Below are 14733 nucleotides of genomic sequence, written 5' to 3'. Positions count from 1 at the left end.
CAAATTAAAATGAGGACATATAAAACAAAAAACACTTGCAAAAACGTTTTTGCAAGTGTTTAATTAAATATTTTTATCTAATAATCTGTATCGGTTATTCAGGACAAGACAATAAAATAAATTACTCTTTCAATCGACAGGCCTTAACATCTCCTTCAACAACTACTTCAGTCAATCCCATAGATGATAAGTTTTTCATAGCTTTGTCCCATTTTTTACCGCTCAATCCAGAGGCCATTTTTAGTGCGCCAAACTCCATTTGGTTGTTGTTGTTTTGTAATAAAACAACAATCAATTTCTCATCTTCTTCTAATTCAATTTTAACCTGTTTTTTCTCAGGACGCATTTGAGGGAATAATAACACTTCCTGAATAGAGGAGTTGTTTGTCAAATACATCATCAAACGATCCATTCCTATTCCTAATCCAGAAGTTGGTGGCATTCCGTACTCTAATGCTCTCAAGAAATCTTCATCAATAATTCCGTTTGCTTCATCATCTCCTTTTTCAGACAAACGCATTTGCTCTTCAAATCGTTCTCTTTGGTCAATAGGGTCGTTTAATTCAGAGTAGGCATTGGCTACTTCTTTTCCACAAACCATTAATTCAAAACGTTCTGTAAGCTCGGGATTATCGCGGTGTTGCTTGCAAAGTGGTGACATCTCTTTTGGATAATCAGTAATAAAAGTGGGCTGAATATAATTGCCCTCGCATTTAGCACCAAAAATCTCATCAATCAATTTTCCTTTCCCCATGGTCTTATCCACGTCAATTCCCATACCTCTTGCCGCTTCAAACAATTCGGTTTCATCTTTTCCAGAAATATCAAAGCCAGTAAAGTGCTTGATAGAATCAGTCATTGTTACGCGGGCATAAGGTGCTTTAAAGTCTACTTTATGTTCGCCAAAAGTAGCTTCGCTCGTTCCATTTACACTAACAGCGCAATGTTCGAGTAAGTTTTCCGTGAATTTCATCATCCAGTTGTAGTCTTTATAGGCTACATATATTTCCATGGCAGTAAATTCAGGGTTGTGCGTACGATCCATTCCTTCATTCCTGAAGTTTTTCGAAAATTCATACACGCCATCAAATCCGCCAACAATCAATCTTTTTAAATACAACTCATTCGCAATACGCATATACAAAGGCATATCAAGCGAATTGTGATGTGTAATAAAAGGTCGCGCCGCAGCACCACCAGGAATAGGCTGTAAAACAGGTGTTTCTACCTCTAGATATCCCGCATCATTAAAGAAACTACGCATGGCATTAAATAATTTGGTGCGTTTAATAAACGTTTCTTTTACGTGATCGTTTACCGTTAAATCTACATAACGTCTGCGGTAACGTTGTTCCGGATCGGCAAAGGCATCATAGGTTTTTCCATCGGCATCTGTTTTTACTACTGGAAGCGGTTTCAAGGCTTTTGCCAAAACCGTCAATCCATAAACATGAACCGATATTTCTCCTACTTGCGTTTTGAAAACCGTTCCGCGAACTCCAATAAAATCGCCAATATCCAATAGTTTTTTGAAAACCACATTATACATTGTTTTTTCCTCATCAGTTGAAATATCATCTCTAGAAACATACACCTGAATTCGGCCTTCAGCATCTTTCAATTCAGCAAACGAAGCTTTTCCCATGATGCGTTTTCCCATCAATCGGCCAGCTAAAACAACTTCTTTCCCCTCATATTTTTCAAAATCGGCTAGGATTTCGCTAGAATACGCGGTTGTAATAAATTCGGCTGCGGGATAAGGCTCAATGCCTAAATTGCGTAATTCGGTAAGTGCTTCTCTGCGTAATATTTCTTGTTCGGATAATGCCATTTTATGCTGATTTTAAGAGCGCAAAGATACTATATAAGTTTTTAAATTTAAAGTTTAAAATGTATCGTTTTTTGAAGCATAATATTTCGTTTTTTCAAGACGATTTGTCCCGCTATTAGCTCTATCTTTTTTTCTTGTTCAAAAAAAAACAAGAAAAAAAGGATGCCGCTGCAAACGAAGTTCACTGAACTCCGATTAAAATAAATGTATAGTGAAGTAATCGGGGCTATGGTACAATTTTTATTTTCAAAAGAACATGAAAAATAGTACAAATAATGTATATTTGAAACCAAATCATTTTGCAAATATTCAAATGAAAAAATATAGTGTGTTATTTCTATTCATCTTTCTAAACAGTTGCCAAGTAACAGAAACCATCCATTTGAACCAAGACGGAACTGGAAAAATTGAAATTAGTAGACTTCGTGAAGAACAAAGTTACATGCAGCTTATGGGTGAAGAATATTCTAAGGAAGAAATTTTTAAGGATACCACCTACGTTTTTCAGGAATTGATAGCAAAGCATTACGAAACGTTTTCCAGATTGCCAGCACTTGAAAAAGCCATTTTTCAAAAATTCAATAAGGTAAAAGTACACAATAAGAAAAGCTCATTCGACAAAGAATTCCGCACAACTATAACTCAAAATTTCACTACAATATCCGAAGTAGCTGATTTATACAAAACCGAGGAATACGCAGATGACATCGAGAATAATTACGCATTGGTTGCCGAAGAACATTATTACAGTGTCAGCTTTACTTTTGACGGCACTACATTTAAAAGAATTGTCAAAATTACAGATGCAGTAGAATTAAAAAAGCAGCAAGAAGAAATCGAAGGATTGAAAACTCGCTTTTCAAAATTTAAAATCATTCAGCCTTATATTTTGAAATACCATTTCCCTAGAAAAATAAAGTCGTTTTCAAATCTAAAAGCAAAAATTAGCGAAGACAAAAAATCACTGGAATTGCAATTTCTTTTATCAGATTGTCTGCAAAATCCCGAAAGCACCAATCTGGAGGTGGTTTTGGAAACAAATGAAGTCAATTAAAACTTTATTTAAAAAAATATGAAATATCTAGTAATTAAATCTAATCCTATTGAGGCATGAAGAAGTAGCGTGATTTAATAGTAATAATTATGTAAAGATCATTAATAATTCTATAAAAACGATGGCGAATATATAATCTATATTTGATAAAGAGCAAATTTTCAAATCGTAATGGTTCAAAATCAGGTAAATAGAAAATAATTTAAATAATGATCTTATGAAAGCACTTGTTTATTTCGGTCCCCGCGATGTGAGGGTCGTAGAAATGCCGGATGCCAAAATTGAGCAGCCGACGGACGTACTGGTTAAAATAACGACGACAAATATTTGCGGATCCGACCTTCACATGTACGAAGGAAGAACCGATATGGAAGCCGGCAAAATTTTAGGACATGAAAATATGGGTAGGGTAGTCGAAATTGGAAAAGCCGTAACTCAGATTAAAGTAGGGGACATGGTCTGTCTTCCATTTAATATTGGATGCGGTCATTGTCAAAATTGCGAAAGCGGCTTAACGGGTTTTTGTCTTACAATGAATCCGGGAACCGCGGGTGCTGCCTATGGATTTGCGGGGATGGGTCCTTACAGCGGTGGTCAGGCCGAATACCTTCGGGTGCCTCATGGTGATTTTAATTGCCTCAAATTGCCAGAAGATGCCGTAGAGAAGGAAAATGATTATGTGATGTTATCGGATATTTTTCCAACAGGATATCATGCGACGGAATTGGCTGGTGTAAAACCTGGTGACTCTGTGGTGATTTATGGTGCAGGTCCCGTTGGACTAATGGCAGCACATTCGGCAAGTATCAAAGGTGCCAGTAAGATTATGGTGGTAGACAATCATCCTGATCGGTTGAAGCTTGCAGAAGAATTGGGCGCTATTGCAATTGATTTCTCAAAAGGGTCAGCAGTAGAGCAAGTGTTGGAACTCACCAACGGTATGGGTGCCGACAGAGGTTGCGAATGTGTAGGGTACCAGTGTTGTGATAAACATGGTAAGGAACATTCAAATGTAACCATGAACGAACTTGTACAGGCCGTAAAAGCAACTGGTTCCATAGGTGTTGTAGGGGTCTTTGTTCCTAAAGATCCTAAATCTAAAGAGGAATTACAAAAAGAAGGCCACATGGATTTTGATTTTGGTCAATTCTGGATGAAAGGACAGCGAATAGCAACAGGGCAGGCAAATGTCAAATCCTATAACCGTCAGCTTTCTACCTTGATTTCTGCTGGTAAAGCAAGGCCATCATTAATTGTCTCGCATGAACTTTCATTAGACGAGGCTCCAGATGCTTACAAGCATTTCGATGCCCGCGATAAAGGATGGACGAAGGTGTTACTGAAACCAGAGATGATAAATGCTAAAAAATAAATTTTAAATGTTTTGAAGATTTTGCACAACATATTCTACCGATTTAAGTGTTTGTTTCGTGCCGTGTTAGTTAGTAATTAAATGGATAATAATAATTCTATACAAGTGGATTATAATTATCCATTTTTTTGTTCTGGTAAAATATAATTTGGGGTTTAATTTTCATAATTTAAAAATTCCTAATTCATTATTCAACATTCGTATTTCAAACCTTTGTACCTTTGTACTTCAAAAATAAGTGAACGAAATGAGATTGCTTCGTTCCTCGTAATGACAAATGAATAAAATCATCCAACTTCAAGATTTAGGAACAAAAGATTACAAGGAAACTTGGGAATACCAAGAAGAATTGTTCAAAGGAATCGTCGATTTAAAAATTCGAAATCGAAGAGAAGATCTTGAATTACCAACTCCAAATTATTTTCTTTTTGTGGAGCATCCGCACGTATATACCTTAGGGAAAAGCGGTGATTTAAGTAATTTACTTTTATCCGAAAAGCAACTAGAAACCAAAGGAGCAACTTTTTACAAAATCAATCGTGGCGGTGATATCACCTATCACGGACCAGGACAAATTGTGGGTTATCCTATTCTAGACTTAGAAAATTTTTTTACGGATATTCACAAATACTTGCGCTTTCTGGAGGAAGCTATTATTCTTACGTTGCAAGAATACGGAATCATTTGCGGTAGGAGCGAGGGCGAAACTGGAGTTTGGTTAGGAGCAGGTACGCCATTTGCCAGAAAAATTTGTGCCATGGGCGTTCGTGCTTCCCGCTGGGTAACTATGCACGGATTTGCATTAAACGTAAATGCCGATTTAGGTTACTTCGATAATATCATTCCGTGTGGCATTCGAGGCAAAGCAGTAACTTCATTGAATGTGGAACTTGGAGCCGAAAAAGTAAATGAAATAGAAGTGAAAGATAAAATCCTGAAACATCTCACTCATTTGTTCGAAGCTACATTCGAGAAATCTTAAATCAAAATCGTAAATCAGCAATCAAAAATCAAAAGAATATTGTTCTGGCAATAATCGGAAAGTCATTCGGTGGTATTTTGTTACTCCATATTTTCTAATGGCCTCACGATGTTCCTTAGTAGGGTACCCTTTATTCTGTTTCCAATTGTACATGGGGAATTCTTCATGAATTGTATTCATATATTCATCACGATAGGTCTTGGCTAATACAGAAGCAGCAGCAATACTCATAAATTTTGAATCTCCTTTAATAATACTTGCATTTGGTATTGAATTTAAAATTTCTATTTCAGCAGCTGTAAAAATTCGACCACCACGATTTTTTATGCCACCTTTTGCTATAAAAGGACTATTTCCGTCTACAATAATAGAGACAGGTCTAGGATCTAATTTTAATATACATTCTTGCATTGCTTTTACAGAGGCGTTTAAAATATTTATTTCATCAATTAGTAAAGGCTCAAGATGGGTAACAGCAAATGAAATGCATTGTTGTTCTATAATAGGTCTTAGTTTTTCACGTGCCTTTTCAGATAACTGTTTGCTGTCGTTTAGTGTGCTGTTTAAAAAATAGTCAGGAAGTATCACCGCTGCTGCAGTAACAGGTCCAGCAAGACAACCGCGGCCCGCTTCATCAGTTCCGGCTTCTAAATTTGGTGTTAAATAAAAGGATGTTAACATTAAATTAATTTTGACAAAAATATGATTATATATTTAAATACTTACATTAATAAGTGTAGTAAGATTAAAGTATTGAAGTATGTGTTTTTTTTATGTAAATCTGTTATTGATTATATTTTGTTAAATTATCTAAAAGTCTTGTTTCTTTAAGATATTATTAGGATTTTTGTCAAATAACTAATTCAAATTATTTAATATGAGATCAAAATTCAAATGGATTTTTTCATTGCTAATGGCTTTGTCCATGCAATTTGCGTTTGCACAAGAAAGAACGATCACGGGTACAGTTTCTGATGGTGCTGGACCAGTTCCTGGTGTAAATGTTCAAGTAAAAGGCACTAAAGTTGGAGTGCAAACAGGCTTTGATGGTAAATATTCTATTAAAGCTAAAACGGGTGATGTGTTAGTTTATTCTTTTGTAGGAATGAATGAAATTACTAGAACTGTAGGTGCTACAAGTTCTATGAATGTTACCATGCAGGACGAAGCTAAGGCCTTAACCGAGGTTGTAGTAGTTGGATATGGTGTTCAGAAAAGAAAAAAAGTAACGCAATCACAAAAAGTAATAGAAAATGCTTCGATGGACAATCTTACTGTTTTGTCTCCACAGCAAATGCTTCAGGGGCAAGCTGCCGGTGTTCAGGTGGTTCAATCATCTGGAGTTCTTGGTGCTGCTACTGTTGTTAAAATTAGAGGTAATGCATCTATTACAGCAGGTGGTAGACCATTATATGTAATTGATGGTGTACCTATGAGTGATGGTTTATTTACAAATGCTCAAGGAGGGCAGGCTTTAAACCCATTGTTAGAGATCAATGCAAATGATATCGAAACTCAAACCGTTTTGAAAGATGCTGCTGCAACTGCTATTTATGGTTCTAGAGGTTCTAATGGTGTAATTTTAATTACTACTAAAACCGGTAAAAAAAATCAACAAGCTCGAGTTACTTTCGAACAGACACTTTCAGTTAGCAAAGCAACTGATTTATTGTCGATGATGGATGGTACACAGTACAGAAAATTTAAGACTTTAAGAGGAGACAATCCTGTTAATTTTTTGAATAATGATTATGACTGGCAAGCAGGTGTACTAAGAGATGGTGTTTCAAGAGGAACTAATGTTTCTGTTTCTGGTGGTAGCGATAAAACTACTTATTATGCTGGATTTGGAAGATCTGACTTGCAGGGTTTTATGGTTGGAAATAATCTGAGTAGTACGAATGCAAAATTATCTTTGAATACAGAGGTTAATGAAAGAATTAAAATTGGTGGTAATCTTTCGTACAGTGAGGTTATTAATGATAGAGTAGGTTCTGAAAACAGTGTTTTTGCTCCATTAACTGCTGCTTACCTACTAAGTCCTTGGGTTTCTCCTTATGATGCAACGGGTAATTTTGTAAGGCTTCCTGGTTTTATTCCAAACGTTGTCGCTATTGAGGCATTAGACACTAACGAGTCTAAAACATCAAGAGCTTTTGGTAACATATTTGGAGAAGTTCAACTTTTAAAAGGATTGAAATACAAAGCTGATTTTGGTATCGATAGATTAACGCTGCAGCAAAAAGAGCGTTCTCTAGATATCAATTCTCCTACGGGTTATGGGTACTACAATACTGTTTTTCAAAGTAAATATGTTGTTACCAATACTTTGAGTTATGAGAAAGCTTTTGGAAAACATAATGTATCAGGAGTTTTAGGTTCAACGTACGAGCAAAATGATATAATATCTGCAACAGTTGAAGCTACTGGTTTCGCATCAGATTTGCAGTTAAACGTGTTGTCGGGTGCTACCAAAACAACAACCGATTCTAGAACTTTTAACTCTAGATTAAACGGATATTTTGCAAGATTAGCGTATGATTTTGATTCTAAATATCTAGTGGAGGTTTCAGGTAGAAGAGATGGTTCTTCTAGATTTGCAGAAAACAGAAAGTATGGAGAGTTTTGGGCCGTATCAGGAGGTTGGAACATTTCTAATGAAGAATTCATGAGTAATGTAAAATTATTTTCTGAATTAAAGTTAAGAGCTTCTATCGGAACTACTGGTAATGACCGTGTGAATGATTTCGCATTTTTTCCATTGTACACTGGAGGTACTGGTGGAGCGTATAATGGTACTCCCGGTTTTAATTACACTCAACCTGAAAATAGTGAATACAGATGGGAGCAATCTAAAACCACTAACTTAGGTTTGGATGTTGCTTTCCTTAACAATAGAATTAGATTATCTGTAGATGCATATATTAAAAAAACTACAGACTTGATTTTGAACGTTCCAATTCCTGGAACAAATGGTTTTACAGTACTTGCTGCTAACGCAGGTTCTATGGAAAATAAAGGTTTAGAATTTGATCTTGCTACTGTAAATATAGATACAAAGAATTTCAAATGGAAAACATCTATTAACGTAGGAATCAACAAAAATAAAGTTCTAGAATTACCAGGGGCTTCTTTTGGTGCCGATGGAAAAAGATTTATTGGGTTAACAAATCAAAGAGCAATCGAAGGTGCATCCATAAATGAATTTTTCTTAGTTAGATATGTTGGTGTTAATCCACAAACAGGTAATGCAGAATGGTTAGATGTAAACGGAAACGTGACTACAGCCCCAACAGATTCTGATAGAGTACGTGTAGGAACTGCTAATCCTGATTTTACAGGGGGTATAACCAATACTTTTAATTACAAGAATTTTGATTTGAATGTTTTAGCAAACTTTAGTGTTGGTAACCTGATTTATGATGGTGGTCAGGCATTTACAGATAATTTAAATGGTGATTTTAATAAATCTACTGCTGTTTTAGATTATTGGACTACTCCAGGTCAAATTGCATATGCTCCATCTTTGACTAGTACAACAAGAGCAATATTCAATCGTAGATCGACTGCTCAATTAAAAGATGGTTCTTTTTTAAGGATCAATAATGTTACTTTAGGATACAATTTAAGTTCAGCTATTTTTAAGGATTCTAAATTCTTTACCTCGGCTAGAATTTTCGCTACTACAACAAATGTTTATACCTTAAAAAAGAAAGAGTTAAAGGGTGTTGATCCGGAGACTACAAATTCAATTGGTAATCAAGTTCAAGGTGAAGCTTTCTTTACACCACCGCAATCAAAATCTTATTTACTAGGTGTAAAATTAACTTTCTAAAATACTAAATATTATGAAAAATATAAAAAACATCCTCTTAGTTTTGTCTGTGTTTGCAGTAGCAAGTTGTGATAATTCCTTAGAATTAGTTCCTGAGGATTCACTTCTGCCATCTGTCATTTTTTCTACAGAAGCACTAACAGGTAATGCTGTAACGGGTATGTACAGTACTTTACAGAGTTCAAATACATTGTCAGGTATTCCAGATACTATGTCTGAATGGCAAGCAGATAATGTAGAATTTGTAGGGTCATTCCCTACGTTTGATGAGATTTACACATTTAATACCTTGTCGGATAACACTTCTATTTTAAATGTATGGAACGCTCATTATTTTACGCTTAATCAAGCTAATATGATTATAAAAAATGTGCCTTCCGTTCCAGGTTCAACTTTTACTGACGCGGAAAAAAATGATTTTATTGGTCAAGCAAGATTTGTAAGAGCGCTAATGCACTTCAAACTCTCGCAATTGTTTGGAAAGCAGTTGAAGCAAGATCCTACAGGTAATAGTTTATCTATTCCTTTAGTTCTTGAACCGTATAATGGTGTTGTTCAAAGACCAGTAAGAAATACGTTGAAAGAAGTGTATGCTTCTATTGAAGATGACTTATTGTTTGCAAAAACTTCAATTACCAACACTGCAAAATCTAGAGCCAGTGTGGCTGCGGCTAATGCGCTGTTGGCTAGATTGTATTTGTACCAAGAGCGCTTCCCGGAAGCTGCTGCTGCTGCTAATACTGTAATTGGTACAGCGGGTATATCACTTGCTGCTAATTATACTTTTTACAACAATCCAAGTACTGAACATATTTTTCAAGTGCAAAATGTTGCAGGAGATGCTGGTGCTGGAGAGTCATTCTCAAAATTATACAGCCCTACAGCTTTTGGAGGTAGAGGTGATACTCCTTTCTCAACTAATTTAATAGCTGCTTTTGCTGCTGAACCAGGGGATTTACGTTATAGTACCCTAACAAGATCAGGTGTAGATGCTAAAAATAGAACTTCTGTTTTTACAACTAAATATCCTAATGGAACAAGTAATCAAGATGATCCCAACGTTCTACGTGTTTCAGAAATGTATTTAATTAGAGCTGAGGCAAATTTTAGAGCAGGTTCTGCTATAGGTGCAACTCCAGTGTCTGATGTAAATCGCACAAGAGTTAGGGCTGGTTTAGCTCCGTTGGTTTCGATATCTTCGATAAATGATATTTTGGTAGAAAGAAGAAAAGAGCTTTGTTTTGAAGGTTTAAGAAGAATGGATTTATTAAGAAACAATCTTCCTTTAAGATCAGCTGGAATGCCTAGTGCTGCTGTATCTACGCCAACATCTGATAAAGTTGTATTTCCTATTCCTCAAAGAGAAAGGGATAATAATCCCAATCTAGCGCAAAATAGTGGGTATTAGTAATATTCTTTTAAGGCTTCCTTTAATTAGGAAGCCTTTTTTTTTTTTCTTCTTTTTTATAATCTACATTTGTAGCATGACAGGTTTTAATTTATACTCTCCTCCATGCAACAGCGACTTTTATTTTTTTATATTATAGTAATATGCCCTTTTTTATTTTTTGCTCAAGTAAATAATGAAACTAGTGTACAGCAACGGAAATCAATTAGAGTTGTTGATACACTTAAAAATAAAAAAGTCGCATCTATCGATCTTTACAAAGTAATTTCTGTAGAAAACGATACAACATATATTGATACTTCTCTAACTATTCAAAAAGAGTACAGTCACAATTATTTGCGTAAAGATATTTTTGGTTTACTGCCGTTTGCCAATGATGGACAAACCTACAATACACTGCAATACAGTTTGAATGAGTTTAATCCGTATCCTGAATTTGGATTTAAAGCCAAGCATTTTAATTTTTTAGAAGCCAATCAAATTAGGTATTATTCTGTTGCCACTCCAGTTACAGAATTATATTTTAAAACAACGATCAGTAAAGGACAATCTGTAGATGCGTTTATTACTTTAAACACGGCTGAAAATTTTAATTTTTCAATTGCGTACAAAGGTTTGCGATCTGAAGGTGAATACCTCAATCAATTATCAAGTACGGGTAATTTTAGGTTTACGACCAGTTACAATACTAAAAACAAACGCTATTTCGCAAAAGCACATTATACGTTTCAAGATATCTTAAATGAAGAAAATGGCGGTATAACTACAACAAATGATTTTGAAAGTGAAAATCCTAATTTTGACAATAGGCAACGATTTGAAGTTTATTTTACTGATGCAAAGTCTTTTTTGAAAGGTAAAATAATTTTTCTAGATCATAATTTTAGAATAAATTCAAAAAAAGGAAGCAACAACTTGTATCTCACACATCAATTTAATTATGAAAATAAATTTTTTGAGTACAATCAGGCTACTGTACCTTCTTCGGTAGGTAGTACAATTGTATTCAGATTTGGTGAGTCCTTTAAAAATAGTGATATCAACGATCAAACTCGTTACAACAAAATGTATAATAAAGTTGGTCTCGTTTATGAGAATTTTACTTTAGGTAGGTTTCAATTTTTTGCAGATGATTTTAGGTCTAATTATTACTATAACCAAATTTTAATTTTCGATAATCAGAATGTTATTCCAAGTGCGTTCAGTCAAAATATTAATAGTGTTGGAGGCCGGTATGAGCTTCAAAAAAAGAACTGGAACGGTAGTTTTTTATATTCGAGATCAGTCACCGCCCAATCATTGTCTAATCTTGATGCAAAATTAGGGTATGATTTTAATGATGATATTCAATTTACGTTTAGGTATCAAAATGTGAATAAATTGCCCAACAGTAACTATAATTTATATCAAAGTAGCTACGTGCAATACAATTGGTCAAATGAATTCAAGAATGAAAAGATAAATTCATTAAGCGCAAATGCAATTACTCCCTGGCTAAATGCGCAGGTACACTATTCAATTTTAAAGGATCATTTGTATTTCAATGATGTTTCTAGTGATGCACAAGCTCTAGCTAAAACTCAAATTGTAGCTCCTTCTCAATACGATGGAACGATCAATTACTTTTCTGCTAAAATTAGTAGAGAATTTATTTTCGGAAAATTTGCTTTAGACAACAGCGTATTGTATCAAAAAGTAATTCAGCAGAATGCAGTTTTAAATGTACCTGAAATTGTATCTCGAAATTCGTTTTATTATTCTAATTACTTGTTTAAAAATGCATTGTATTTACAAACAGGAATTGTATTAAACTATTTCTCAAAGTATTACGCAAATGAATACAATCCAGTAATTGGAGAGTTTTTTGTGCAAAATGATAAGAAAATTGGGAATCATCCTAATTTTGATTTTTTTATAAATGCAAAGGTTCAAAGAACCCGAATTTATTTTAAAGCGGAGCATTTTAACTCTTCATTCACAGGGAATAATTTCTATGCATCACCCAATAATCCATCGAGAGATTTCACAATTCGTTTTGGATTAATTTGGAACTTTTTTAACTAAAAACTTTTCAGATTTTAAATTTTAAAGTTTTTTTTAGCGCGTTGTACCGTGCTATCCGCTCTATCTTTCCTTGCTTAAAGAAAGCAAGCAAAGGATGCCGCTTTTATCACGAACGCAAAATCCTGCAAGAAAGAATATTTTGTAACAAAATGCTATCTTTGCAACATTATTTACAACAAATCAAAATCTTAAATTCATAATAAAATGCGCTACGCAGAAAATATATTAGGCACCATTGGAAATACGCCATTAGTAAAATTGAATAAAGTAACTGCTGAAGTCAATGCCTTGGTACTTGCTAAAGTTGAGACTTTCAATCCAGGTAATTCCGTTAAGGATAGAATGGCAGTAAAAATGATCGAGGATGCCGAAGCAGATGGTCGTTTACAACCAGGAGGAACAATAATTGAGGGAACGTCAGGTAATACTGGAATGGGATTGGCATTAGTTGCCATAATTAAGGGATATAAGTTAATCTGCGTAATTTCGGATAAACAATCTAAGGAGAAAATGGATATTCTTCGTGCCGTTGGCGCAAAAGTAGTGGTTTGTCCTACGGATGTAGAACCTACTGATCCAAGATCTTACTACTCAGTTTCAAAAAGATTAGCCGATGAAACTCCAAATTCTTGGTATGTAAACCAATACGATAATCCTTCTAATGCTATAGCGCACTACGAGCAAACGGGTCCTGAAATTTGGGAACAAACGGAAGGTAAGATCACTCATTTTGTTGTGGGAGTTGGAACTGGAGGTACAATTTCTGGTGTTGCCAAATACTTAAAGGAGAGAAATCCAAACATCAAAATTTGGGGAATTGACACCTATGGTTCTGTATTTAAAAAATACCACGAAACTGGTATTTTTGACGAGAATGAAATTTATTCCTATATAACAGAAGGAATTGGAGAAGATATTCTTCCAAAAAACGTTGATTTCTCTTTAATTGATGGTTTTACAAAAGTAACTGATAAAGATGCTGCGGTTTATACTCGTAAAATTGCACTTGAAGAAGGTATTTTTGTAGGAAATTCAGCTGGAGCAGCAATTAAAGGGTTGTTGCAACTTAAGGATCATTTTAAACCTGAAGATGTTGTGGTTGTTTTGTTTCATGATTCAGGCAGTCGTTACGTAGGTAAAATGTTCAACGATGATTGGATGCGCGAACGTGGTTTTCTAGAAGAAGAAATTACAAAAGCGGAGGATGTTATAAAAGATCATATCGATAAACCATTAATCGTGGTTCGTACGGAAGAGTTAGTTTCGCATGCAATAGAAAGAATGCGTAAATACAAAATCTCTCAAATTCCTGTTATTGATATTAATGGTTTTGTGGGTTCTGTGGATGAAAGTGATTTGTTTCAAAGTTACGTTGCTGATAAAGATGTAGCCGATAAACCGATTAAAGAAGTAATGGGTAAACCGTTTCCAATCGTAAAACACGGGACAACTATTGAAGAAGTGTCTAAATTATTCACTAAAGAAAACGAGGCTGTTTTGGTGGAATTAGAAAATGGAAAGCACCATATAATAACTAAATATGATATTATTGGGTCGATAAAATAATTTTTTTTGCCACAAATCAAGTACACTTCCATAGTCTGGATCCGTTTATTTGGTTTGTGGCTTTTAATTTGAAGAATATATTTTCTTCTGCGTACAGCTTTACTCGTTTATCGAAATTCTAAAATATGACCTTCACTGCAATAGATTTTGAAACTGCAACTGCATTCCATCCATGTTCCGTTGGTATTGTTACCGTAGAAAACGGGATAATTACAGATGAGTTTGTTAGTTTAATTAAGCCACCAAATAATTTATATTCTCCTTTTACAATTCAAGTTCATGGAATATATCCTCGAGATACGGTGAATGCAAAATCATTTGCACAAGTATTTCCTGAAATTCAAAAACGCCTGAAAAATAGAGTGGTTGTGGCTCATAATGAGAGTTTTGATAGAAATGTACTTGCTAAATCAATGGCGCTTTATGGTTTTGATTATGCTGATTTGAATATTGCATCCCGTTGGGAATGTACCGTGAAAATTTATAAAGCCAAAGGGTTAAAGCCAACCAAATTAAGTGATTGCTGCCGAGAAATGAATATCGCCTTAAATCATCACGAAGCATTATCTGATGCTCGAGCTTGTGCCAAGTTATATTTGTTGAGATAAAAACGTCTATATT

10 protein-coding genes are annotated in these 14733 nt (G+C 34.8%); 8 read left to right on the top strand and 2 right to left on the bottom strand.

Features of this window, described 5'->3' with window-relative positions; translation table 11 throughout:
* Positions 1-121: 121 nt before the first annotated feature.
* Positions 122-1831: a lysine--tRNA ligase gene (lysS, locus tag ACNQGB_RS14915; RefSeq protein ID WP_417946813.1), complete on the bottom strand. Its 1710-nt coding sequence runs from the start codon at positions 1829-1831 to the stop codon at positions 122-124.
* A gap of 256 nt (positions 1832-2087) precedes the next feature.
* Between lysS and ACNQGB_RS14910 the strand changes: the two genes are divergently transcribed.
* From ACNQGB_RS14910 to lipB, 3 genes are all read left to right on the top strand, one after another.
* Positions 2088-2885 carry a hypothetical protein gene (locus tag ACNQGB_RS14910; RefSeq protein ID WP_417946811.1) on the top strand — a complete coding sequence of 266 codons (798 nt, stop codon included), beginning with the start codon at positions 2088-2090 and terminating at the stop codon, positions 2883-2885.
* 217 nt (positions 2886-3102) lie between these two features.
* Positions 3103-4257 carry a glutathione-independent formaldehyde dehydrogenase gene (locus ACNQGB_RS14905; RefSeq protein ID WP_417946809.1) on the top strand — a complete coding sequence of 385 codons (1155 nt, stop codon included), beginning with the start codon at positions 3103-3105 and terminating at the stop codon, positions 4255-4257.
* Positions 4258-4534: 277 nt separating this feature from the next.
* Entirely contained in the window at positions 4535-5239 is a 705-nt protein-coding gene (lipB, locus tag ACNQGB_RS14900) for a lipoyl(octanoyl) transferase LipB (RefSeq protein ID WP_417946807.1), read from the top strand.
* 21 nt (positions 5240-5260) lie between these two features.
* Here the strand turns inward: lipB and ACNQGB_RS14895 are convergent, their stop codons facing one another.
* The gene (locus tag ACNQGB_RS14895; protein WP_417946806.1) at positions 5261-5920 is read right to left on the bottom strand and encodes a ribonuclease HII; all 660 of its coding nucleotides are present in this window, start codon (positions 5918-5920) and stop codon (positions 5261-5263) included.
* A 196-nt stretch (positions 5921-6116) separates the two neighbouring features.
* Between ACNQGB_RS14895 and ACNQGB_RS14890 the strand changes: the two genes are divergently transcribed.
* From ACNQGB_RS14890 to ACNQGB_RS14870, 5 genes are all read left to right on the top strand, one after another.
* Positions 6117-9074: a SusC/RagA family TonB-linked outer membrane protein gene (locus tag ACNQGB_RS14890; protein WP_417946804.1), complete on the top strand. Its 2958-nt coding sequence runs from the start codon at positions 6117-6119 to the stop codon at positions 9072-9074.
* A gap of 13 nt (positions 9075-9087) precedes the next feature.
* Positions 9088-10482, top strand: a complete 1395-nt coding sequence (locus ACNQGB_RS14885; RefSeq protein WP_417946803.1) for a RagB/SusD family nutrient uptake outer membrane protein — start codon at positions 9088-9090, stop codon at positions 10480-10482.
* Between the two features lie 105 nt (positions 10483-10587).
* Positions 10588-12546: a putative porin gene (locus tag ACNQGB_RS14880; protein ID WP_417946802.1), complete on the top strand. Its 1959-nt coding sequence runs from the start codon at positions 10588-10590 to the stop codon at positions 12544-12546.
* 204 nt (positions 12547-12750) lie between these two features.
* Positions 12751-14112: a pyridoxal-phosphate dependent enzyme gene (locus ACNQGB_RS14875; protein ID WP_417946801.1), complete on the top strand. Its 1362-nt coding sequence runs from the start codon at positions 12751-12753 to the stop codon at positions 14110-14112.
* Positions 14113-14237: 125 nt separating this feature from the next.
* A complete protein-coding gene (locus tag ACNQGB_RS14870; RefSeq protein WP_417946799.1) occupies positions 14238-14720 on the top strand; it encodes a 3'-5' exonuclease in 483 nt (160 codons plus the stop codon).
* The last annotated feature ends 13 nt before the right edge of the window (positions 14721-14733 follow it).

The sequence above is a fragment of the Flavobacterium frigidum genome (assembly GCF_048286795.2).
Note: the sequence above shows the minus strand (reverse complement) of the source record. Positions and strands in the feature narration are given on the sequence as shown.

Coding starts and splice junctions, on each gene's coding strand:
- lipB (WP_417946807.1), top strand. CDS start 4,535: ATGAATAAAATCATCCAACTTCAAGATTTAGGAACAAAAGATTACAAG.
- ACNQGB_RS14880 (WP_417946802.1), top strand. CDS start 10,588: ATGCAACAGCGACTTTTATTTTTTTATATTATAGTAATATGCCCTTTT.
- ACNQGB_RS14905 (WP_417946809.1), top strand. CDS start 3,103: ATGAAAGCACTTGTTTATTTCGGTCCCCGCGATGTGAGGGTCGTAGAA.
- ACNQGB_RS14910 (WP_417946811.1), top strand. CDS start 2,088: ATGAAAAATAGTACAAATAATGTATATTTGAAACCAAATCATTTTGCA.
- ACNQGB_RS14890 (WP_417946804.1), top strand. CDS start 6,117: ATGAGATCAAAATTCAAATGGATTTTTTCATTGCTAATGGCTTTGTCC.
- ACNQGB_RS14895 (WP_417946806.1), bottom strand. CDS start 5,920: ATGTTAACATCCTTTTATTTAACACCAAATTTAGAAGCCGGAACTGAT.
- ACNQGB_RS14870 (WP_417946799.1), top strand. CDS start 14,238: ATGACCTTCACTGCAATAGATTTTGAAACTGCAACTGCATTCCATCCA.
- ACNQGB_RS14885 (WP_417946803.1), top strand. CDS start 9,088: ATGAAAAATATAAAAAACATCCTCTTAGTTTTGTCTGTGTTTGCAGTA.
- ACNQGB_RS14875 (WP_417946801.1), top strand. CDS start 12,751: ATGCGCTACGCAGAAAATATATTAGGCACCATTGGAAATACGCCATTA.
- lysS (WP_417946813.1), bottom strand. CDS start 1,831: ATGGCATTATCCGAACAAGAAATATTACGCAGAGAAGCACTTACCGAA.